We start from the raw sequence: 22,755 nt of genomic DNA, 5'->3' as shown, positions 1-22,755 counted from the left end.
TATGGGCGTTTTTTTAGTTATAATCAAGAAAACGTATTTAGGAATAAACATGCCTGCTTATCAAGTGAAACGCTCAATCGTTATTAATAAACCAATTGCTGATGTGAAGTCATCGTTAATAGATTTTCGTCAATGGCCTATTTGGTCTCCCTGGTTGATTATGGATCCTGAAAGTCAATTGAACTATAGCGAAACACAATCTCAAGTGGGTGCTGGTTATGACTGGGATGGCACGCTTGTGGGTGCCGGTGAAATGGTATTGGAAGAAATTACTGATCATCAATTAGCGATGAATTTGCAATTTAAACGACCCTTTACCTCTACTGCAAAAGTATTTTTTGAGCTAGAGGAGCAGGATCAAGCATCAACACGTGTTACCTGGATAATGAACAGTCATTTCCCTTTATTATTGTTCTTTGTGGCGAAAAAAATTAAAGCCCATATAGGAATGGATTATGAACGTGGTTTGAAAATGCTGAAGGATTATTTAGAGACTGGCACTGTTTCTTCTAAGGTTCAGATAGAGGGTTTGACCAAAATTCAACAACAGCACTTTATTGGGATAGAACGAATCTGTGCGATGGCAGATATCTCGCAAGTAATCGCAGATGATTTCAGCTATTTGTTTAAGTATATTGAAGAGCAGAATATACCGCTAACGTCAGCGCCGTTTTCAATAGTGAAGAGTAATGATGTGGTTAATCAAATGTCGAGCTTTGTAACTGCTATTCCGGTGAATCAAGAGATGGAGGTCACCCCCCCACTTATAGCCGGTTTTTTAAAAGAGCAGAATGGATTGAAGGTAACTCATACTGGTTTTCATGAGCACTTAGCTAATGCCTGGTCTACTGCTATGGCATATAGTGGCAACCAAAGAATTAAAACACGCAGAAATCCTGTAGGGTATGTATTTTATTTAAATGACCCTGCCAACATAGATAAAGCTGATCTATTGACCGAAGTGATATTGCCTATAAAATAGCGCTTTTTTTAGATTGAAATGCGTTTACATTACGCTTTGTTTTCAACATTAATTTACACATTTTTAGACACGCATTTTCAAGCACTCAGTTTGAGTAATACACAACGTTATAAACAAAGGATATTTTAGATTTTGAAAAATTGGTTGGCACATACATTACTACAATTAATCAGTTATTTACCACTGAGTGTTAATCAAAGAATTGGGCGAATCATCGGTTTCATCGGTTGGTATGTCTCTGCGAATATGCGCAAGCGAACCTTACTTAACCTTGATCGCTGCTATCCTGATAAATCTAAAGCATGGAAAACGAAAGTAGGGCGTGAAGCATTATGTTCCAGTGCGGAAGCTTTACTCGAAACGCCTATTCTGTGGAAAGCCGGTAAGGATAAGATAGCCTCTTTATTATTAAACCCTGAATCTTTAGAAACAATCAAAAACACCTATGCAAAAGGCGATGGGTTGATTGTTGTGGTATTGCATCTGGGGAGTTGGGAGTATCTTGGTTTAATCACGGCAATGCATACAAAAACGACCAGTGCGTATCGCCCACTCAATTTACCCGCATTGAATGAATTGGTGGTGGAAGGCAGGCAATCTACCGGAGCACGACTAGTACCTAGTACGTTTAAGGGAATTCGCGAGCTAACCAAAGCCTTGTCTAATAAAGAATCTATTTGTATTTTACCGGATCAGGAACCACGAAGGGACCAAGGGATATACGCAGACTTCTTTGGTAAACCGGCTTATACAACCAATCTAATGCCTAAATTGGCTGCGCGTCATAATACACCTGTGCTTTATATCGCCGCTGAGAGAAAACGTAACGGCTATTTCCTCCATATCGAAGAAGGGGTTAAAGCACTTTATGATAAAGATCTGGTGACTGCGTGTAATGCCATGAATAGTCAGATTGAAACCATGATCAATAAGTTTCCTGAGCAGTACAGCTGGTCTTACAAACGATTTAAGCGTTTGCCAGATGGTACTAATCTATATTCATAAACGCTTTTAGCGCTTATGAATAAGACAGACCAACGAGTACTACAAGCTGTTTAAATAACTGTCTGCCTGTTTTTGTAACTTGCCGCGTTCAATCAGTAGCTTCCAACGATTACCACCAGCTTGTCGCCATAATAGTGCGGCACGAATACCCGCGAGTAATAGCGCTCTGATTTTAGACGCATTGGCAGGATTGGCTAAATGAGATTGCTCGCCTTTGACCATGATTTTTGGTCCAATTTTACTAACGGTATTGGTATAAATTTCAGCGAGTGAAGCAGTAATGTTTTCGTGGCCGACATCGAAAAACTCTAGTTTTTTCTGAGTGTCTTGAATACCTTGAAGTAGTTGTTGAAACATTTCAGGGTTATTGTTTAATTTCTTTTCTAGATGTAGCAACCCTAAGGCGTAACGTGTTGCTTCCATATCCTTGGCTTTACCATCAGGTGTCATTTGTCCAGAGCCTAATTGGTACAACATGGATGTCAGACCAGTTTTTAGGTTGTCTAAGCTACCGTATAACTCAACAGCCGTTCCTGCGTTATCAGTTAATACACTATTGATACAGGTATTGAATAAAGTGTCGTCTACCTTGCCAGTATTGGCTACTTGTGAAACACCATCAACGCATTGAAAAACTGCAGCTAAGGCTATGGCTCGGTTTTGTGTATTTGATTCCACGGATTAAATTACCTATTTTTATCTACTTTTTGTCTATACGTTAATAAATTTGATGGTATGACTTCTAAGTCTTCCATTAATGTATAAGTGTATTAAAGAACTAATTAACGTTCATTATTATAACGATTGGTTAATCACAAGCTGTTTTTATTTCGTCGATGATGCCACCACCCAGACAAATATTCTCATCATAAAAGACAATGGATTGGCCTGGTGTTATCGCTCGCTGTTTTTCGTCGAAACACACAATGCATTTATCGACATCATCAACATCTATAAACGCAGTGCATTGTTGCTCTTCCTGTCGATATCGAATTTTCGCTTTACAACTAAACGTCTCATTGGGGGCTTTACCACTTACCCAGTGCAACTGTGAAGCTTTGAGTTGCTGCTTTAGCAAAAGTTCATGATTATGACCCTGAGCAGCTATCAATTGATTATTCTTTAGATCTTTATCTACCACAAACCAGGGAGCTTCTGATGATGTTTTTAAGCCGCCAATACCCAAGCCTTGTCTCTGACCCAGCGTGTAATACATCAACCCTTGATGTTCACCAATTATTTCGTCATCTGGATTAACAATTTTTCCCGGTTGTGCAGGTAAAAAACGTTGTAAAAATTCAGTAAATTTACGTTCACCGATAAAACAAATACCTGTGCTGTCTTTTTTATTGGCCGTATCGAAGCCGGCTTTTTCTGCCAGTTCTCGTACTTTTGATTTTTCTAATTCGCCAATTGGGAAAAGTGTTTTAGTCAATTGGTGTTGCTGCAAGGTATAGAGAAAATAGGTTTGGTCTTTATTGTTATCCAGACCTTTTAACATCTTTACCTGCGAACCCCTTTTGTCAACACGCGCATAATGACCTGTCGCAATATAATCAGCGCCTAAGTCTATGGCAAAATCCAGGAAAGCCTTAAATTTGATCTCTTTGTTACACATGATATCTGGATTAGGCGTACGTCCTGAACGATATTCTTCAAGAAAGTACTCGAATACATTATCCCAGTATTCAGTTGAGAAATTAACCGTATGAAGTTTTATCCCGAGTTTATCACTAACTGATTGCGCATCTGCAAGATCTACAGTCGCCGTGCAGTATTCTGCAGAATCATCTTCCTCCCAGTTTTTCATGAACAGGCCTTCGACTTCATAACCTTGTTCAATAAGGAGCAGGGCAGCAACAGACGAGTCGACGCCACCGGACATGCCGACTATGACTTTTTCTTTATTCATCTGTTTTTACCAGGGGATTATGCTGCCATCGATATCGAGGAAACAGCCGCTGTCCTCAATTGTACAATCACTTAGATTCTTTTTAAGCAAGCTTGCAGACTCTTCAGCCGAGATTTCACCGTTAGGGCCACCCATATCAGTACGAACCCAACCAGGGTGTAATATTAAAGAAGTGATATCAAGATGTTTAAGGTCATGAGCGGCACTAACCATGACTGCATTTAACGCTGCTTTGGTTGCTCGGTAGGCGTATGAACCACCAGAAGTATTGTCTGACATGCTGGCCATTTTACTACTAATGCTGGCAATAATTTTTTTCTCACTACTCGCGACATTCTCGACAAAATGTTCCATCATCTTCATTGGTGCGATTAGATTGATGGCAACAGCCTCATCCCAAGCGTCACTGTATGTTTTGCCGAATTCAGTTGCTCCGTAGCCATAAACTCCAGCATTGTTGAGTAGGATGTCGATGGGTACGTTTTTGAGTGTTTTTTGTAACTCCGTCATTTGGTATTCATTACTAACTTCAAGTTCATGAATACTGAGTAAATCTTTGTTAGTAGCTGCAAACTCTTTTAATTCTGTGGCGCTTTCTGGATCTCGGCACGTTGCAAAAACACGCCATCCTTCAGCTACATATTGTTTACAAAGTTCGAGTCCGATACCGCGATTGGCACCTGTTATGAGTAGTGTTGGCATATTGGTAGCTTATTTGTATGTGAATATTCAGTTGTAAATAACAGTTGAGCAAATGATTCTAAATATATAGTCATAATAAGTCTAAATATTCTCTTTTAAAGAGACTTAAGTTGATTGATAGATTCATCTTAGTATAAATGCGAGTATAATCCGACCACGTTTTTTAAGTTATATAATTTCTATGGAAAATACCCAAGTTCAAGTCAATGTTTCTGATGTCAAAATGACTGAATACAGTCACGGTTCTGGTTGTGGTTGTAAAATTTCACCCGCAGTTCTTGATGTCATGTTACAAAGCCAGATTCCACCCATGGTGGATGAAGCATTGTTAGTAGGAAACAGCACGCGTGATGATGCCGCTGTTTACGATTTAGGTAATGGCACGGCGATTATTAGTACTACTGATTTCTTTATGCCCATTGTGGATGATCCATATACCTTCGGACGAATAGCCGCAACCAATGCGATCAGTGATATTTACGCCATGGGTGGTAAACCTATTATGGCGATCGCTATTTTTGGCTGGCCCTTGGATAAGCTTCCTGCAGAAGTTGGTCAATTAGTGATTGAAGGTGGTCGACAGGCTTGTAAAGATGCTGGGATGTCTTTAGCGGGTGGTCATAGTATTGACGCTCCAGAGCCCATATTTGGACTCGCTGTGACCGGTACAGTGGCTAGCAACCAGGTAAAACAGAATTCCACTGCCAAGGCTGGCAATAAATTATATTTAACCAAGCCTTTGGGTGTAGGCATTTTGTCTACAGCGCAAAAGAAAAAATTGATTAAAGAAGAACATGCTCACCTCGCACCTGATTCGATGTGCCAGTTAAATAGTATCGGTGAAAAACTCGCACAACTGGCTTGTGTCAAGGCACTGACTGATGTGACTGGTTTTGGTTTAGGTGGTCACTTACGTGAAGTGTGTGAAGGTAGTGGTCTTAATGCTGTGATTAATTACAGTAAGTTACCGTTACTGCCACACGTTTTGGAATATCTTAATCAAGGCTGTTCTCCCGGAGGTGCTCAAAGAAACTTTGATAGTTATGGTGAGCACATCAGTTCAATGACGCCGACTCAGCAATCGATTATTTGTGACCCTCAGACCAGTGGCGGCTTGTTAGTTGCCGTTGATGTGGATGACGAGCAAGCATTTCTTGCTGTTATTGAAGAAGCCGGAATGTCTTTAGAACCGATTGGCCATTTAACTGAAAAGAATGCTGAAGCCACGATAGAAATTCATGACTGATTTAAAACTGGAAGGGCTACCCAAAGGCAGTTTACCGACCGTTAATAATTTAACGGATATCTTTGTAAATGATATTCCATTATTAGATGTACGTGCCCCTGTAGAATTTAATCAAGGTGCATTTCCTAACTCAGTCAATATACCTTTAATGGATGACGACGAGCGTGAAGCTGTTGGCATTCGATACAAAGAACAAGGTCAAGACTCTGCCATTATTCTAGGTTCTGAACTAGTCACTGCTGAGAAGCGGGCACTAAGAACTCAAAAATGGAATGCGTTTTTTGCCGAAAACCCGGGGGGTGTCCTTTATTGTTTTCGTGGAGGCTTACGCTCACAAATATCACAGCAATGGATCGCTGATAGTTTAAAGGAATCTGAAAAGCCTTATCCTCGTGTAGAGGGTGGGTACAAAGCCATGCGCACCTTTCTACTAGAAAGCATTGAGCGTATTAGCCAGAAGATTCCAGTGGTTGTATTAGGTGGCAGAACAGGTTCTGGTAAAACCAGACTATTAAAAGAATTACCCAACAGTATTGATCTGGAAGGACTGGCAAATCATAGAGGTTCTGCCTTTGGTCCAACAGCTACACCGCAACCAACCCCTATTAATTTCGAGAATGCGCTCGCGGTGCAATTACTCAAAGCTGAAGCTGCTGGACATAAGTTTTTAGTGGTTGAAGATGAAGCGCGAAATGTTGGCTCACTCGGCATTCCACAAGCGTTATTTGATGTAATGCAAACATCGAAATTGGTAATGCTGGAAGTTTCTCAGGAAGATAGAAATAAAGTCAGTATCGAAGAATATATTCTGGATACGCAGAAATCCTTTAATGATGTCTATGGCGAAGTTTTGGGTGCAGAAAAACTATCAGAACATTTACTCAATAGCCTGGGAAAAATTCAGAAACGCTTGGGCGGTGTTCGATATAAAGAAGCTTATCAGCAAATGAAAGATGCCATCGAACTGAGAAATAAAACCGGCTCGGTAGAAGGTTTCATTCCAGTAGTTAAATCCTTACTGCTGGATTATTACGATCCCATGTATGACTATCAAAGTTCCAAGAAGAAGGATCGGATTAGCTTTAAAGGAAGCTATGATGAGGTAATGTATTATTTAGAGACCTTAGCCTGAATGAGTCAAATGAATAAAGCCCTTCGCGAAGCATAAATTCTATTTACGTTTTTAAACGCGACAAAAACAAGCCGAGATTTATCGAGACAAAAGCATTGTTGTTTAATGCTTACCCGAAGGGAAGGAGCAGCCGCATAAATATCATTCAAAGTAGGGGGGTGACATAATTCTTATTAGTATTTTGTTATTTATATAAATAATAGCTAATTAATAATAACCGATCAAAAAGAAGCAGCTTTCTTAGCTGCAGCACTTCCCGCGGCACTTCCAATTCTTGCACCTGTCCCGCCAGCAATAATCCCACCAACAGTTCCACCGACAAGGCTACCTGCAGTGCCCGCAACCACACCCGCCGCTTTAACCGGTAGTTTAGCCACCGTGATTGCACTGCCAACAACTTGCTGCGTCGAACATGCTGACAGTGTGAGTGCGGTTACCAATGTTAAAGTGAGTGATATTGTGAGCGATAAGCGTCTTGCAGGTGTTTTCATAGTCTATCTCGATAGTATTCTAAGCGTGATTATCGCATATTCGCATTAATCTAGAATTAACAAATAAGTACTCACAGTTTCGAGCTTCTGCCTTTGATTAATCCCATTACCAGACTCATTCCACAAAGGATGATTGAGGTAGCAATCCACATTCTCATAGTCACTTTCTCGCCGAGAAGTAAATATCCCCAGATAAATGAAAAGATTGGAATCAGAAACGTGACACTGGCTGTCTTCATCGGGCCGATCGCTTTGATAAGTTTAAAGTAAATAATATAAGCGACTGCGGTACATAATGAGCCAAGAATAATTCCATAAATCCAATGTATTGAAGAGATACTTTCTATGTTTGGCATAAATGGAATCAGTAGAATGCTCATGAATAAAGCGGCAAACAATAAGCTTCCTGAGGTTGCCGTCATAATAGACACATGAGCGAGATGCTTCTTGGTTACATTAGTTGCGATACCATAAGATATAGCAGCAGAAACGCCGGATAAAATAGGTAACCAACTTGCTAGATCTAAACTGACTTTATCCCAGGCGAGAAACACCAGACCTGAGATACTCAGGAACATGCCTAAGAATTGTACTTTTGTCATTTTGTCATGCAACCAGATATGGGTAATCCACGCCGTGAAAACGGGAGTCATCGCATTCAAAATCGAAACTGTTCCACCAGTAAGGTTTAAACTTGAATAAGCCAGAAACATAAAAGGTATAGCAGAATTAAGTATCCCAACGAATAGCAATATTCGCCAATTATCGAGAAACTCTACAAATCTTCTCTTTTTAAGAAGAAATACCAGCATGCATAAAGCTGCCACTATTATCCTTAATGCGATTAATCCAATCGGTCCAAAAGACTCGACGCTGGCTCTCATGAAAATAAATGAGCTACCCCAGATTGCCGCAAGAAAAATCAATAAAAGTGTATTTACATTGGTCATATTCAATTATCTAGTTGCAATAGCTGGTAACCACTGATGGGGTAAATTAAGGATGCTGGTAAAAGTGAATTGCATGGAAATTCATGAGAAAATTTCATAAGGAAAGAAAGTGTAGTTTATGGATTAAATATTGCCTTTGTTAATTTGTACATAATGAAAGAAATATCAGGATTTTTCATACAAAACTAAATGATGATTCTGAAGGATGATGTATTTTTTAATAATGAGCATAAAAGCTAATTTAATTGCACTAATGGTTTGCCTTTTAGCTGTCTTGCACCTATATGGTGCTGGTAAACACAACTATAATTCACCAAGGTCCAAAGGATATGAATTTTCAAAAAAATAGCGATTCTGTAACTCAGTTGATTCAGAGTGATATCTCGAATGAGGTAAAACAAGTAGGTGAGAACCTGGAATGGCTAAAGAATGAAATGCACCCGCTTTTCTTCGTTTTCAATCAGGCTGAAGTAGATGCTTTGTCGCTACTGACTAAGAGTCTGCATAATATGGAATATCATAAGCGATTATTACTTGTAGATAAGCCAGAATTGACAATGCTGGCCCAGATAAATGCCAGAGGTTCCTTATATCGAACACTTCTGGAGCTTCCTGAAAAAAATATCTCTTATGCCGAAGTAACTACCTCTAGAAATAAAATAACTGGTAGTGATCACGGCTTGGAAGCACTTCGTTTCGACTATTCTTCTAAATCAGAAAGTGAAATAGCTGAAATACTAAAGAAGGATGCTGTTGATGGTTCTCTTTTTTCGGACGACTCTGTATTTACGGATGGCTCTTCTTTTGTCGATGGCTCAAAACTAAAAGATGGCTCTTTGATAAAGAAAATACAAGCTAAGCTGGAGAAGTCATGTGTAGATTGTGATCAGGTAGATATCGAATCGTATCTAAAAATTGTGCTCGCGAATAGCCCAGAATATGTACATGTTTCACCACCAGGAAGAATTGCGCGTTTAATTAGTTTGTATGCGCAAACGGATATTAATGACGGTATACATTTAGATATGGAAAGTATCGAATCTAAGGGGGATGACAAGGAATATCGTATTCTTTTCGGTATATCAAATCCACCTGCTCGCGGATTTTTGGCTCAGATACTGGAAGTCTTTAATCGCTTAAATATTTCTCTCAGACGTTCATACAGTTTAACTTTGAGCAATGGTATTCATCCTTATTTTCTTTCGACTTTTTACGTCAGCCCAAGAGACAACTCAGTTTTTACCAAAGAAAGCGACTTGTATTTAAATCTGCAAAGAGAGATCTATAATACCCAGATTCTTTCATCGCGCTCACGCAGCTATAAGGCATTAGTTAAAAAGGGAATTACCTCAGGTACTGATGCCAGCATGGTCGATGCGATGATCAGTTTTTGTCATACCAATCTGTCGCATAATCACCCCGACAGTTTCTCCCTAGAGGGAATACGCAGAGCGTTTCATAACCATCCTGAAATCACTACGCAATTAGTGGATTTGTTCTATGCGCGTTTCGATCCAAAACAGAAAGATAGAGAGAAGATCTATGCAGAAAAATTAACCGCCTGCACGAATGCTATTGCTGAATTCAATTCAGGTCGTAAATTCCTTGATGATTTTCGCAGAACCGTTTTCAGTTGTGGTCTATCTTTCATTCGCTACACGCTGAAAACAAACTTTTTTGTTCAACAGAAACATGCCTTATCGTTTAGATTATCACCAGAATATTTAGAGGAATTAGGTGAAAGGTTCACCGAAGATTTGCCAGTCGATAGACCGTATCGTGTCACTTTCTTCTACAGCAGAAATGGCATTGCTTATCATATCGGTTTCTCTGATATTGCTCGTGGTGGATGGAGAACAATCATCACCCAGGGACGTGATAACTATATAACCAGTGCCAATACGATGTTTAAAGAAAACTACGTACTTGCGCATACACAGCATCTTAAGAATAAAGATATCTATGAGGGTGGTTCGAAAATGGTCGCGGTATTGCGTGTAGATAGCAATAGCAATGCAGAATCTAATCGTCAGCATTTATACAAACTTCAACTAGCCTTTATTAACGCATTCTTTGATTTGTTTGTTACCGAAAACGGCGTGGCTAAAAACCCTAAAGTTGTCGATTATTATGCAGAAGACGAGCCAATTGAACTTGGCCCTGATGAGAATATGCATGATGTGATGATTGAAATAATCGCTAAGCAATCGGTTAAAAGAGGTTACCTATTAGGTCCTGGTGTGATGTCGAGTAAGAAAGTGGGTATCAACCATAAAGATTATGGTGTGACCTCTATCGGTGTGATTCGTTTTGCCGAAGTGACCATGGAGTCTTTGGGTATTAATATGCACAAAGATGAATTTAGTGTTAAGTTTACCGGTGGCCCGAATGGTGACGTTGCGGGTAATGGCATGCGCTTGCTGATGGACCGTTGTCCAAAGGTTAAAATAAAACTCATTATTGATGGTTCTGGAGCCTTATTTGATCCTGCTGGTTTAGATGTTACAGCACTTGATAAAGTCGTTTTAAAATCAGACCTTGAAGACTTTGATCCTAATTCATTACACCTTGGTGGTTTTTTACTTTACCGCAATCAAACGCGTAAAGAAGGCATGTTAGAATTATATAAGAAAGTCGTGATGACTGATAAAGGTTTAGAGGAATTATGGATCTCTACAGACAAGTTTTATAAAGAATTTAATACTCTGGCATTTACGGTTGAAGCTGATCTGTTTATACCTGCGGGCGGGCGACCAGAAACCATTGATAAAGATAATTATCAAAAGTATTTAACGGCTCAAGGTACACCAAGTGCAAAGGTAATCGTAGAAGGTGCAAATTCATATATCACTCCAGTTGCACGTTTAGAATTACAGCGTTTGGGTGCAGTCATCATTCGTGATGCATCGGCTAATAAATGTGGCGTGATTTCATCATCATACGAAATTATTGCGAATCTTATGTTAAGCGAAGAGGAGTTCTTGGCGAATAAAAAAGAGTATGTGGAAGATGTTATTGCCAAGTTAAATGAAATGGCAGAAAGGGAAGCCAGATTAATTTTAGAACGATACGACCAGAATAACGGTTTAATTCCCTATACTGATATTTCAAATGATATTAGTCGTGAGATTAATGAGCACTATGCCCGAATATTCAGTTATTTCTCGAATAATCCTGAGTTAAGTAATCGTGAAACTTTCCAAAATGCCATGTTATTACATATGCCGCATTTAATTGGTGAGAATGAAATATTCAAAACCAGACTATCTAAGTTGCCAGAAAAAGTTAAATACGCAATATTGGCAAGCAAGCTTTCTTCAGCGATGGTTTATGAAGGCGATAACGATAGTATTTACGCTGGAATGATCGAAGCACAGGTTAATAAATTTCCGATTTTCAGTTAAAACTGCTTTTTATGTGCCTATTTATGTTACAACCCAGTAATGATAGATAGGCGTATTAGGCAGAGTTTTTTCTTTTCATTATTCATGTTTATTTCAGCCCCAATATTTGGGGCTGAAAGCCCATGGTACTTAGAAAGAGAAGAAGATAATATTGATGTTTATATCGCTACTATTAAAGGCTCGGCGGTAAAAACATTTCGTGGTGTAGTCACCGTCGATAGTTCTTTGAAATCAGTGTTGTCGGTAATTGCGGATGCATCTTCGTATCCTCGTTGGTTATATCATTGCAAAAGTGCAAAAATGATCAATTTTGTGAGTTACAACGAAGTTGTCAGTCATGTAGTAACCGATATGCCATGGCCACTTGTTGATAGAGATACCATCATTCAATCAATAAAGACTCAAGATAGGTCAACTAAAAAAGTAACGATTAAGATTGTTAGTAAATCAGGAATGGTCGGTAATTTACCCAATACAATACGAATAAATAATATAAGCGGTTTATGGGAATTAACACCTTTGCATAATGGACAGCTAAAAATTCTGTTTCAGATGAGTGTTGATCCTGGTGGAACAATTCCAAAGTGGTTAGTGAATTCGATGTTGATTGATATTCCGTTTTATACGCTAAGTAATTTGCGCCAAATTGCTAAAGAACCTCAATATCAATAGTTAGTCATACTCAAGTTATCCAACACTAGGTCATTGATGTTTCCTTGCATGATCATTTGAGAAGGAGAGAACGTTACTTTTGGTATGGAAATAATTGAGATATTTATTAAGAAGTTTTAGAGTTTCTAGTTAAGACCGATTTTGGTGTCAATTTATGGTAAAACTAAATAATGATTAAAAATTATATTAGACATTACTTTTTCTTTTCTATGCTCCTGATTTTTTCAGCTCCAATATTTGGTGCACAGGATAATTGGTACCTAGAAAAAGAAGAGGACAACATTCAGGTCTTCGTGGCCGAAACAAAAGGTTCACCGTTAAAATCTTTCCGTGGTGTGGTAACCGTTAATAGCTCACTTAACTCAGTGTTGTCAGTCATTGCCGATGCATCCTCATACCCCCGATGGCTGCATAACTGTAAAAGTGCAAAAACCATAAAACGCATTGGTGAGACTGAAATCTATAATCATATAGTCACAAATATGCCTTGGCCGGTGATTGATCGCGACAGTGTTGTGCAATCCATCAAAACAGAAAACAAGACTACCAATCAGGTTACGATTAAATTTGTCGCTAAACCAGCAATGATCGAGAAACTGCCTAAAACCGTCAGAATTACCAAGATGAACGGCCTTTGGGAATTAACACCTTTAGATGATGGGAAATTAAAAATTCTTTATCAGATGAGTGTTGATCCAGGTGGAAATATTCCTAAGTGGCTGGTGAATTCGCTGGTTGTGGATATCCCATTCAATACATTAAATAATCTACGTCGAATCGCTAAAGAAGATCGATATAAAAGTAACTAAAAGTAGGGGGGTGATATGTGCTATTTGAAATGACACCCCCCTACTTATAGGCACTTTTTTATCAGCTAATTGTGATTAGATATTTTTTAGGAGCACTTAAATAGCCACGCTAATTTAAATATATTCCGGGATATTTAGCAGGCCTAGCAAATAGATCAATTCGTTGGTAGATATATTCCCGAACTGCTTACGAATTTCAATCAATAATTTTTCTGCATATCGTGTGCTTATATCTACTTCCTTAGAAATATTTTTCATTGGCTTACCTGAAATTAAATATCTTATTAATGCTATTTTTTTTGGCGTTAAGGTTTTTAAAATAGGTAAAATAAATTTATAGCGTGCATCTTGATGAATCATCGCATGATCATGGTATAGACGAGAGCACTTTTTTAAATGCTCCAGGATATCCGCATTCACTGTCTTGTTAGTATATGAATCTTCAAAACTAATGATGCTAACCGCGGCATAACCCAGATCATTACTTAATGTGGGGAATGTGAATCCTTTTGTAATGCCATAGGTTTCTTTAACTACTGTAATAAGCTGTTGTTCTTTTTTGCTTAAATCCATTTTATTCGCTTCTTCCCACCAGTCTATAGTGTGCAGAATCCCTTCTTCAATAAGCCTGATAATAAAATCATGCCGACTAAAATCATTTTTATGGTAGTAGTTTATAATGGGTTGATACGAATCGGTATGCTGAAATACAGGTTGTAAGGAAGTTGTTAAACGAGTCAATTTTGGTATAAATGTATATAGCGCACCGCAGAAACCTGAATTTGTGATTTCTTTTTCTAATAGTGAAAATTTGTCTGTGAGTGTTTCGGCGTCGTATAAATTTTGTATAAAATATTTGTTTTGTATAAATGTTGAATTTTCATTTAAATCCATTTTTTGTTTAGCTCATAAATACTAAGTAAAACACATTATAAACCAAAATTATTAGGGTAGGAAATCCTACCTTGCGAAGCAAATAATTGTATGTATAGTAAACCGTACTAAATGAAAACTCGCAATAGTCTTCTTAGTATTCAATCACCCTATCCTGATTAGCTTCTCCTATCAAGATAGGGTGATTTTTTATGTCCGACACTTATTAATATTTACTCTAAGGCATAAATATTAATTTTCACGCATTAACTCAAGCATCTGATCGGAACTCATTGAACCACTCATATCAGAACCTTCAAGTAAGCTATCTGCCAAATCTCTTTTGTGTTTATGCAATTTAACGATTTTTTGCTCAATGGTATTTTCAGCAACCAGGCGATAAATAGTCACAGGACGTGTTTGTCCAATACGGTGTGCACGATCCGATGCCTGATTTTCCACAGCTGGGTTCCACCAAGGATCCATATGAATAACGTAATCAGCTGCGGTCAAGTTCAATCCTGAACCACCGGCTTTTAAGCTGATAAGGAATAATTCACCTTCGCCATCCTGGAAGGCATCAACACGCGCCTTTCTTTGTGCTACGGGTGTACTTCCATCAAGATATTGATATTTAATGCCACGTTCATCCAGATATTCACGAATGATAGACAGGTATTTAACAAACTGACTAAATACCAGTGCTTTGTGATTATTTTCGATCAGCTCTTCTAAGAGCTCACCAAAACGATCAAGTTTGCTACTTGAGAGTGTGGAGTCTGCCATCACCAATTTTGGATGACAGCTAGCTAAACGAAGCTTGGTGATAGCTGCCAGTACTTTAAGGTGCTCACCACTTTGAGGCTTGCTCTTGTCTTGAGCAAGATTTTCTAGTGCGCTACTACGTACAGCTTCATACAGGCTACGTTCGCCTTCAGACAATGGAATTTCAACCGTAATTTCTGTTTTAGGTGGTAATTCATCCAGTACCTGAGTTTTGGTACGACGTAATATAAATGGCTGGATTAACTTCTTTAGGTGATTACGTGCATCGGCATCGTTGTCTTTTTCTATTGGACTGATGTAGTGCTGCATAAACTGCTGTTGTGTACCAAGAAGTCCAGGATTAAGGAATCTGAAAATACTCCATAATTCACCAAGGTGGTTTTCGATCGGTGTACCCGTCGTTACCAGTTTGAAATCACCTTGTAATTTATGAGCTGTTTTTGTACGTTTTGCGTTTATGTTCTTTATGGCCTGAGCTTCATCTAAAACGATTGTTGCCCATTTTTTCTCGATAAACTCTTCTGAGTCTTGTTGTAGTAGTCCATAACTCGCAATGACCACGTCAAATGCGCCTGCATTTTCTAGCAGAGTTTTACGGCAGCCTTCACGATAGAAATGAGGCTTTAACGTCGGCGAGAATTTTTGAATTTCAGATTCCCAGTTATTACTAACAGATGTTGGAGCAACCACTAACACAGGCCCCAGACTTGCACGTTCTAATAAAATACTCAGTGTTTGTACCGTTTTACCCAAACCCATGTCATCTGCTAAACAAGCACCAACACCCCATTTAGCGAGACGGCTCATCCACTTGAAGCCATCTTCTTGGTACTCACGTAACTCTGTTTGTAGCGTAGAGGGTACTTGCGGATTATGATCATCAAGTTCTTCGATATTACGAATATGCTTTTCCCAGGCTTCATCGACACTCAGTTCGCCAACCATATCTGTTAGATCTTCCAGGGCGAGAGATGCCAGTCCGCTGATTCTCGCACCGTCACCATCTATTTCTGCATAACGATGAATCGAATCGAGTTTCTTTCTAAACTGGTGGGTTAACGATAAATATTGTCCATCTTCCATTTTCAGGAAGCGGCCTTTATTGTTTGCAGATAAATTGAGTAATTGTTTAAGTGAAACTATCAAACTTGGATCGGTTGAAATTGTTCCATCTAGGCTAAACCAATCACCACTCTTATTGATACTTAGGCGAAGGTTATTAGTATCAAAGTGCGAAGCGATACGCATCACTTCACCCTCTGGCCAAGCAATGATCACATTGGCTTCTTCGCCTTCTTCTGTCGCATCGGCTTCTCTGTGTAGCTGTTCTAATAATTCCAAACAATCCTGCGGTTCATCTAGAAGATACTCGTCATTAAACTCATCTTCTTCGCCGAGTATGCTGCTGTGTTGTAATAAGGAGTCTAATAAATCTTTTTCTTTTTCTAGATTACGCGTTGTTTTATAGCGTACACCATTATGTTCGATGGAAAGTTTGGCTCGTCCATGACCCGGTGGGAAATAAGCGCCAAATTCTCCGAAAGGTTTTACACGTAAGGTTGCACGTAAACCCTCGCCATAAGGCAATAAATTTGCATGAATGCGGCAATCAGGTTCTTTTTCTTCAGCGTCCACAACGCCTTCAAGATCAGACTGAATGCTGATCATTGGTGCTAATGTACCTAACGTCTCGCGTAGGTCTTTTTCTGCTTCTCTTGGGATTACAATACCGTTTGATATTATTTCACTGAGGCGCATTACCTGCTCGTTCTTCTGGTAAATACAAAGACGGGTAGGTGTTTCTTTGACAATAAGGAATTGGCTGTCTTCCTGACTATTGTCGAAAGCAGGGTAAAAGCTTATGCGTAAATTTTCGTTTTCTTCACTGACGAGTAATTCGAATTCGCCTTGTGATAATTCGATTGGTGTATTACGAGCGCCATCCCAGTATAGATTTGGATGATTCACCAGCTTTGGCCATGCGCTATTTAGATCAAGCGAAAATTGCGGACCGCGGTGGTAGTAAGCATCATAATCGGGTTGTTCAAAAATTGCTGAGACCAGATCCATATCTTGATCACTGAGTTGCGGTAATTCCTGTCTTTCTTTCTTTAGACGTTTTAGTGCAATATTACGTCCTTTAGTCCAACCACCAGCAGCGGTACGTTTTTGTAGTTTGGGCGTGAGTGAATATTCATTGTATTTATCTACATCTAGCATCCATACAACACGCTCTTCATCATTCGAACCGCCAACTGCATCGGTGCTGACTAGTTGATTCATTGCGTTTAAAGCACGCTCCCATTCTGCTTGTGGTTTCACAAGATCGAAAAGGGTAGAGGTGTTCAATTGCTGGTGAATTTTTTCAGCTTCTAGTTTGTATTTTTCTTTATCTTCTTGCTGTTCTGCAAATAATCCTAAAGCATGTGCGTATTCCGCTTTTAACCATAAGTATTGTCCATTACTGGCGCGGTTGTATTTCGCTTCGAGAATATCTTGAACACCGTCTGAGAGTTTCTGACCTAGCCAATGCTTGATCAAAGAATAAAACAATACGCTGTATGTATTGGTTTCTAGTTCTTTTAATGATGCATTAAAGTTGAAAATTCCGGTTACGGCTGTATCGGTATAGGCACTGAGTATTTGATGATCTATATCTTGTTCTAATAGTTTGAATATTTTCTGCGCATTTACGAGGTTTTGTTTATCACCAGAGGTGATTAATGCGAGTAAGTAAAACTTTTCTAATTCATTTCCAAAAAGCACCATTGAATTTTTACGTTTTGAATAAACATCACGATAAAGATCAGTCGCATTTTCATAAGCCTGAATAGAACTTTCACTATTGGCATGAATCAGTTGCTTGGCAGAATTTGCTAGATGCCAAAATATATGTCGGTCATCATAAGTACTATTATCATCATTCGACAACATCGAACTAGATTGCGTGCTTGTGGCTGGAGGTAGAGTAGGGAATAACTCAGAATCCCCCGAAAGTAAACTGTAACGGGCTTGAGGTTCTAATAACAGAAATTCAAAGCTGGCTAAGTTAGGTATGTTTTGTTTTCTCTGTTCAAGCAGTTCCCACAATTCAGTTTGCTTATGCAGCCCATCCAGACTGTATTCAGAAAGACCAATAAAAGCCATGCTGAACATTTCATCACTGAGAACAGATAAGAGTTTTGGATTCGCTGGTGAACCAAAAGTAGAGGGGTAAAAACCTGGATTGATTAGTTCTGATTCGCGGTATTGGTAGCGCTCAAATAAAAGTGCCAATGTACTATCAAGTTTCTCTGTTTTACCTTGAAAGAGATAAATTCTGGCATGTGATAAGCCATGTTCAACACTCTGCCATAAGATTCGACCAAATGATTCGGTCGCAGAGAAGGATTGTAAAACCTGATCAGCGTATGAATTAAAGACGCCTTCTTCAATAGCACTTAATAGCACATCGTCTCTGATCTCATCAGGCACCATGTATTTGCCCTGACTGCCTTCTACCCAATTGTCATGAATCAGATCAACTAGAATAGGACGTAAACTGTGTAAGGTGAAACTATCATTAATATTCGGGTCATCTATGCCAAGTCTATGCGCACAACTGGCAAGTGGCGTTGCTGCCACAGGTGCATACACAATCGCGAGGATTTGAATTAGTGAGCGTTGTAGTTTAGGTAAATCTCTAAATGCTGCGGGGTCAAAACTTTTAAGACTCATAATTATAATTTCTATTTTTATCTATAGGTGGAGGTGAAGATGGAGGTGAACCGAACAATTATAAAATGTTTTAACTCTTACGTCTGCTCTTGTCTGAATATTTATCTTTGATATAGACACAATTTTTCGTGTTTCAATGGTTGACAGGGGGATTTACAATCACTATATTAGCGCACCTTGTTTTTGCCGAATGGCAAAACGGTTTTGGCTATATAGCTCAGCTGGTTAGAGCACATCACTCATAATGATGGGGTCCCAAGTTCGAATCTCGGTATAGCCACCATATATAAGTAATCAGCATTTAGATTAAATGCTGATTACTTTAAAAGGCCACACAATAGTGTGGCCTTTTTTTTACTTGTGCTACTCAGAAGTAATATGTTTATCCCAAGAAAACTACCTTAAAGTAGGGGGGTGACTTTAATCCTTATAGACCCTTAATTCAGTTCATTAATAACTGTTGAGGTAAAGCCATATTACTGTGTGCTAATACATAAGATTAATATACACATAAACGTACTCTTTCAAAAGGGTCTAGAATATCGCCAAAGCGCTATATTCGACTGGATAGAGTGTAGTTTTCATATTACTATGTCGAACTTTAGTTCGTTGTGAAATGTAGGAGTTTTACGTGAAATTATCAGGCGCTGAGATATTTATAGAATGTCTAAAAGCGGAAAACGTTGATACCATATTTGGTTATCCGGGTGGAGCAGTTCTTTTTCTCTACGATGAACTGTACAAAGCAGAAAACCGTGGTGAAATTAGACACATACTTGCTCGTCACGAGCAGGGTGCGGTCCATGCTGCAGAAGGTTATGCAAAAACTAGCGATAAGCCTGGTGTCTGTATTGTAACCTCTGGCCCTGGTGCTACAAATGCCGTCACAGGTATTGCTGATGCGTATATGGATTCGGTTCCTTTAGTCGTCATCTCAGGCAATGTTCCTAAAGATTTGATCGGTAAAGACTCTTTTCAAGAAATTGATATTGTCGGTATTACCCGTCCCTGTGTAAAACATAACTTCTTAGTGACTTGTATTGAAGACATCGCCCCGGTGATGAAAAAAGCATTTCACATTGCTTCTACGGGTCGTCCAGGTCCAGTACTTGTGGATATCCCTAAGGACCTAACAAATCCTGCGGTGAAGAAAATAGAATTTAAATACCCTAAAGACTTGGTGATGCGTTCTTATCAACCAACGATTAAAGGTAACAAGAAACAAATTAAGTCTGCGATCAAAATGATCGGTGAAGCTAAAAAGCCTGTGCTTTATGCAGGTGGTGGCGTAATAACATCGAAAGCAGCGGATGAACTTACAGCGCTTGGTCGTTTATATAACTTTCCGGTGACTAATACCCTAATGGGTTTAGGTTGTTATCCGTCAAATGATCCTCAGTTTATCGGCATGTTAGGCATGCATGGTACAGTTGAAGCGAATCGTGCGATGCATCATTCAGACTTGATTATTTGTGTGGGTGCGCGTTTCGATGACCGTGTAACAGGAGATTTGAAAAAGTTTTCACCCGACGCAAAAGTGATCCATATAGATATTGATCCAGCATCAATCTCTAAAAATAGACACGCACATAATCCTATCGTAGGTGATGTGAAAGAAGTCTTGCAGTCGATGCTAGCTGAAATTAAGGAGCAAAATATAGTTCCTGATAAATCTGCATACGATGCCTGGTGGAAAGAGATTAAAACCTGGCAGGCTCTTGATTGTCTCGCGTATGAACAAGGCGATGAAATCATCAAAGCTCAGTATGTTGTTGATATGCTTTGCAAAGTGACTGATGGAGATGCTTTTGTTGCCTCTGACGTTGGTCAACATCAAATGTTTGCAGCGCAGTACTACCGATTCAATAAACCGAAACGTTGGGTTAATTCAGGTGGTTTAGGAACAATGGGTTTCGGTTTGCCAGCAGCGATGGGTATTCAATTTGCGAATCACGATGAAACCGTAGCCTGTATTACGGGTGATGGCAGTATCCAAATGTGTATTCAAGAATTAGGTACCTGTAAACAATACGGTCTACCTTTAAATATTATCAATCTAAATAATGGCTACTTGGGCATGGTTCGTCAGTGGCAGGAGTTCTTCTACGAAGAGCGCTATGCAATGACGTATAACCAATCCTTGCCTGACTTTGTTAAATTAGCAGAAGCTTACGGTCATGTCGGTAGACGTATTGAAAAACCATCGGATGTTGAAGATGCATTGCGCGAAGCAGTAGAAGATAAAAAGCGCTTACATTTCCTTGATTTTGCAGTTGAAGAGCAAGGTAATGTATACCCAATGATTCCAGCGGGTTACGGTCACAATGAAATGTATCTTAATAAGCAAGATGCCATAAAAGATGCGAAATTAAAAAGTAAACTGATCAAGAATGACTGAGTAAAAACATGAGACATATAATTTCACTATTAATGGAAAACGAAGCTGGGGCATTATCTCGCGTTTCTGGTCTGTTTTCACAACGTGGTTACAATATCGAATCTTTGACTGTTGCCGCAACAGATGACCCAACACTTTCACGTATGACGGTTGTTACTAAAGGTAATGACGCGTCTATCGAGCAAATCGTCAAGCAATTAAACAAGTTGATTGATGTGGTAAAAGTGATGGAGTTATCTGATTATTCTCACATCGAACGCGAAATGATGTTTGTTAAGGTCGTTGCCAAAGAAATGGACACTTGTGAGTCTATTAAGCGTCTTTCGGATATCTTCCGTGGTCGTATCATCGATGTTAGTAATCACATGTATACAATCGAAATTACAGGTAATCCACAAAAGCTAGATGGCTTTTTAGATACTATGAGAGTTCATAAGATAGTAGAAGTGGTTCGATCTGGTGCAATGGGAATTCCACGAGGAAATGCCTCTCTAACAGTGTAGTTTTATAACTTTTTAAACTGCATTAAATAAAGAACATAACTGATTAATTAGAAAGAACTAATTAACGTTATTTAATTATCAAAGTAATATACTTTAAGGAAATTTTAAAATGAATATTTTTTACGATAAAGACTGTGATCTTTCTATTATTCAAGGCTTAAAAGTAGCCATCATCGGTTTTGGTTCACAAGGCCATGCTCACGCTGCTAACCTTAAAGATTCTGGTGTTGATGTCACTGTTGGTCTTCGTCCTGGTTCTTCATCTATCGCTAAAGCTGAAGGTTACGGCCTTAAGACTGCTGACGTACCAACGGCAGTTGCTGAAGCTGACGTAATCATGATTTTGACTCCAGATGAGTTCCAGTCTGATTTATACCGTGACGAAATCGAGCCAAACATCAAGCAAGGCGCAGTATTAGCATTTGCACATGGTTTTGCGATTCTATTTAATCAAGTAGTTCCACGTAAAGATCTAGACGTAATCATGATCGCACCTAAGGCTCCTGGACATACAGTACGTTCTGAGTTTGTGCGTGGTGGCGGTGTTCCAGATTTAATCGCTGTTGAGCAAGATGCTTCTGGTAAAGCAAAAGATATCGCACTTTCTTATGCATCAGGTGTTGGTGGCGGCCGTACTGGTATCATCGAAACTACTTTCCGTGATGAGTGTGAAACTGACCTATTTGGTGAGCAAGCAGTACTTTGTGGTGGCGCAGTAGAGCTAGTTAAAGCTGGCTTCGAAACATTGGTAGACGCTGGTTACGAGCCAGAAATGGCATACTTCGAATGTCTTCACGAGCTAAAGCTTATTGTTGACCTAATGTTCGAAGGCGGAATCGCGAACATGAATTACTCAATCTCAAACAATGCTGAGTATGGTGAGTATGTAACTGGCCCTAAAGTCATTAATGACGAGTCACGTGCAGCAATGAAACAAGCACTTCACAATATCCAGACGGGTGAGTATGCAAAGCAGTTCATCGCTGAAGGTGCTGGTAATTATCCATCAATGTCAGGCTACCGTCGTAAGAATGCAGAGCATGGTATTGAAGTTGTTGGAGCGAAATTACGTTCTATGATGCCTTGGATTACTGAAAACAAGATCGTCGATCAAGAGAAGAACTAATTAGAGCATTTAGCTTTCGCTTAATCTCTGCGTTGTCAGCTGTGCTC

Annotated in this window: 17 protein-coding genes and 1 tRNA gene; 11 read left to right on the top strand and 7 right to left on the bottom strand. The window is 39.2% G+C overall.

Annotated features, from left to right (window positions below; genetic code table 11):
• Nucleotides 1-49 precede the first annotated feature (49 nt).
• Both Q1A31_RS10230 and Q1A31_RS10225 read left to right on the top strand, forming a co-directional pair.
• Nucleotides 50-982: an SRPBCC family protein gene (locus Q1A31_RS10230; RefSeq protein WP_299876006.1), complete on the top strand. Its 933-nt coding sequence runs from the start codon at nucleotides 50-52 to the stop codon at nucleotides 980-982.
• A 132-nt stretch (nucleotides 983-1,114) separates the two neighbouring features.
• Complete coding sequence (locus Q1A31_RS10225; RefSeq protein WP_299876004.1) at nucleotides 1,115-1,987, top strand: lysophospholipid acyltransferase family protein; 873 nt, start codon at nucleotides 1,115-1,117, stop codon at nucleotides 1,985-1,987.
• 39 nt (nucleotides 1,988-2,026) lie between these two features.
• Here Q1A31_RS10225 and hflD read toward each other — a convergent pair whose 3' ends face one another.
• The 3 genes from hflD to Q1A31_RS10210 form a co-directional block, all read right to left on the bottom strand.
• Nucleotides 2,027-2,665 (bottom strand): high frequency lysogenization protein HflD, encoded by a 639-nt coding sequence (hflD, locus tag Q1A31_RS10220; RefSeq protein WP_299876002.1) that lies wholly within the window; start codon nucleotides 2,663-2,665, stop codon nucleotides 2,027-2,029.
• 130 nt (nucleotides 2,666-2,795) lie between these two features.
• Complete coding sequence (gene mnmA, locus Q1A31_RS10215; RefSeq protein ID WP_299876000.1) at nucleotides 2,796-3,899, bottom strand: tRNA 2-thiouridine(34) synthase MnmA; 1,104 nt, start codon at nucleotides 3,897-3,899, stop codon at nucleotides 2,796-2,798.
• A gap of 6 nt (nucleotides 3,900-3,905) precedes the next feature.
• The gene (locus Q1A31_RS10210) at nucleotides 3,906-4,601 is read right to left on the bottom strand and encodes an SDR family oxidoreductase (protein ID WP_299875998.1); all 696 of its coding nucleotides are present in this window, start codon (nucleotides 4,599-4,601) and stop codon (nucleotides 3,906-3,908) included.
• A gap of 181 nt (nucleotides 4,602-4,782) precedes the next feature.
• Here Q1A31_RS10210 and selD point away from each other — a divergent pair, with 181 nt between their 5' ends.
• Entirely contained in the window at nucleotides 4,783-5,847 is a 1,065-nt protein-coding gene (selD, locus tag Q1A31_RS10205) for a selenide, water dikinase SelD (RefSeq protein WP_299875996.1), read from the top strand.
• On the top strand, nucleotides 5,840-6,979 hold the full coding sequence (gene mnmH / locus Q1A31_RS10200; RefSeq protein ID WP_299875994.1) for a tRNA 2-selenouridine(34) synthase MnmH: 1,140 nt from the start codon (nucleotides 5,840-5,842) through the stop codon (nucleotides 6,977-6,979). Before selD ends, mnmH begins: the two co-directional genes overlap by 8 nt.
• 221 nt (nucleotides 6,980-7,200) lie before the next feature.
• On the opposite strand, the gene Q1A31_RS10195 is transcribed toward mnmH, so the two are convergent.
• Together Q1A31_RS10195 and Q1A31_RS10190 are read right to left on the bottom strand one after the other, a co-directional pair.
• Nucleotides 7,201-7,470, bottom strand: a complete 270-nt coding sequence (locus tag Q1A31_RS10195; protein WP_299875993.1) for a hypothetical protein — start codon at nucleotides 7,468-7,470, stop codon at nucleotides 7,201-7,203.
• A 71-nt stretch (nucleotides 7,471-7,541) separates the two neighbouring features.
• Nucleotides 7,542-8,420: a DMT family transporter gene (locus Q1A31_RS10190; RefSeq protein ID WP_299875991.1), complete on the bottom strand. Its 879-nt coding sequence runs from the start codon at nucleotides 8,418-8,420 to the stop codon at nucleotides 7,542-7,544.
• A 329-nt stretch (nucleotides 8,421-8,749) separates the two neighbouring features.
• Between Q1A31_RS10190 and Q1A31_RS10185 the strand changes: the two genes are divergently transcribed.
• The 3 genes from Q1A31_RS10185 to Q1A31_RS10175 all read left to right on the top strand — a co-directional run bounded on the left by Q1A31_RS10185 (nucleotide 8,750) and on the right by Q1A31_RS10175 (nucleotide 13,305).
• Nucleotides 8,750-11,824, top strand: coding sequence for an NAD-glutamate dehydrogenase domain-containing protein (locus tag Q1A31_RS10185; RefSeq protein ID WP_299875989.1), 3,075 nt, complete (start codon nucleotides 8,750-8,752; stop codon nucleotides 11,822-11,824).
• A gap of 84 nt (nucleotides 11,825-11,908) precedes the next feature.
• Nucleotides 11,909-12,496, top strand: coding sequence for an START domain-containing protein (locus tag Q1A31_RS10180; protein ID WP_299875987.1), 588 nt, complete (start codon nucleotides 11,909-11,911; stop codon nucleotides 12,494-12,496).
• Nucleotides 12,497-12,666: 170 nt separating this feature from the next.
• Nucleotides 12,667-13,305: an START domain-containing protein gene (locus tag Q1A31_RS10175; RefSeq protein WP_299875985.1), complete on the top strand. Its 639-nt coding sequence runs from the start codon at nucleotides 12,667-12,669 to the stop codon at nucleotides 13,303-13,305.
• Nucleotides 13,306-13,419: 114 nt separating this feature from the next.
• Here Q1A31_RS10175 and Q1A31_RS10170 read toward each other — a convergent pair whose 3' ends face one another.
• The gene (locus Q1A31_RS10170) at nucleotides 13,420-14,199 is read right to left on the bottom strand and encodes an autoinducer binding domain-containing protein (protein ID WP_299875983.1); all 780 of its coding nucleotides are present in this window, start codon (nucleotides 14,197-14,199) and stop codon (nucleotides 13,420-13,422) included.
• A gap of 231 nt (nucleotides 14,200-14,430) precedes the next feature.
• Nucleotides 14,431-18,681: a DEAD/DEAH box helicase gene (locus Q1A31_RS10165; protein ID WP_299875981.1), complete on the bottom strand. Its 4,251-nt coding sequence runs from the start codon at nucleotides 18,679-18,681 to the stop codon at nucleotides 14,431-14,433.
• Between the two features lie 206 nt (nucleotides 18,682-18,887).
• Between Q1A31_RS10165 and Q1A31_RS10160 the strand changes: the two genes are divergently transcribed.
• From Q1A31_RS10160 to ilvC, 4 genes are all read left to right on the top strand, one after another.
• A tRNA-Met gene (locus Q1A31_RS10160) sits at nucleotides 18,888-18,964 on the top strand.
• Nucleotides 18,965-19,312: 348 nt separating this feature from the next.
• The gene (gene ilvB, locus Q1A31_RS10155) at nucleotides 19,313-21,079 is read left to right on the top strand and encodes a biosynthetic-type acetolactate synthase large subunit (RefSeq protein WP_299875979.1); all 1,767 of its coding nucleotides are present in this window, start codon (nucleotides 19,313-19,315) and stop codon (nucleotides 21,077-21,079) included.
• An 8-nt stretch (nucleotides 21,080-21,087) separates the two neighbouring features.
• Complete coding sequence (ilvN, locus tag Q1A31_RS10150) at nucleotides 21,088-21,582, top strand: acetolactate synthase small subunit (protein WP_299875977.1); 495 nt, start codon at nucleotides 21,088-21,090, stop codon at nucleotides 21,580-21,582.
• A gap of 109 nt (nucleotides 21,583-21,691) precedes the next feature.
• Nucleotides 21,692-22,708, top strand: a complete 1,017-nt coding sequence (gene ilvC / locus Q1A31_RS10145; RefSeq protein WP_299875975.1) for a ketol-acid reductoisomerase — start codon at nucleotides 21,692-21,694, stop codon at nucleotides 22,706-22,708.
• Nucleotides 22,709-22,755 lie beyond the last annotated feature (47 nt).

Origin of the sequence: uncultured Cocleimonas sp. (assembly GCF_947495625.1) — a bacterium.
GTDB lineage: Bacteria > Pseudomonadota > Gammaproteobacteria > Thiotrichales > Thiotrichaceae > Cocleimonas.
The sequence above is the reverse complement of the archived record's forward strand: the minus strand, read 5'-3'. Positions and strand labels throughout refer to the sequence as shown.

Excerpts from the sequence above, each read along its gene's own strand:
- Q1A31_RS10230 (WP_299876006.1), top strand. The coding sequence starts at position 50 with ATGCCTGCTTATCAAGTGAAACGCTCAATCGTTATTAATAAACCAATT.
- mnmA (WP_299876000.1), bottom strand. The coding sequence starts at position 3,899 with ATGAATAAAGAAAAAGTCATAGTCGGCATGTCCGGTGGCGTCGACTCG.
- Q1A31_RS10210 (WP_299875998.1), bottom strand. The coding sequence starts at position 4,601 with ATGCCAACACTACTCATAACAGGTGCCAATCGCGGTATCGGACTCGAA.
- selD (WP_299875996.1), top strand. The coding sequence starts at position 4,783 with ATGGAAAATACCCAAGTTCAAGTCAATGTTTCTGATGTCAAAATGACT.
- mnmH (WP_299875994.1), top strand. The coding sequence starts at position 5,840 with ATGACTGATTTAAAACTGGAAGGGCTACCCAAAGGCAGTTTACCGACC.
- Q1A31_RS10195 (WP_299875993.1), bottom strand. The coding sequence starts at position 7,470 with ATGAAAACACCTGCAAGACGCTTATCGCTCACAATATCACTCACTTTA.
- Q1A31_RS10190 (WP_299875991.1), bottom strand. The coding sequence starts at position 8,420 with ATGACCAATGTAAATACACTTTTATTGATTTTTCTTGCGGCAATCTGG.
- Q1A31_RS10185 (WP_299875989.1), top strand. The coding sequence starts at position 8,750 with ATGAATTTTCAAAAAAATAGCGATTCTGTAACTCAGTTGATTCAGAGT.
- Q1A31_RS10180 (WP_299875987.1), top strand. The coding sequence starts at position 11,909 with ATGTTTATTTCAGCCCCAATATTTGGGGCTGAAAGCCCATGGTACTTA.
- Q1A31_RS10175 (WP_299875985.1), top strand. The coding sequence starts at position 12,667 with ATGATTAAAAATTATATTAGACATTACTTTTTCTTTTCTATGCTCCTG.
- Q1A31_RS10170 (WP_299875983.1), bottom strand. The coding sequence starts at position 14,199 with ATGGATTTAAATGAAAATTCAACATTTATACAAAACAAATATTTTATA.
- Q1A31_RS10165 (WP_299875981.1), bottom strand. The coding sequence starts at position 18,681 with ATGAGTCTTAAAAGTTTTGACCCCGCAGCATTTAGAGATTTACCTAAA.
- ilvN (WP_299875977.1), top strand. The coding sequence starts at position 21,088 with ATGAGACATATAATTTCACTATTAATGGAAAACGAAGCTGGGGCATTA.
- ilvC (WP_299875975.1), top strand. The coding sequence starts at position 21,692 with ATGAATATTTTTTACGATAAAGACTGTGATCTTTCTATTATTCAAGGC.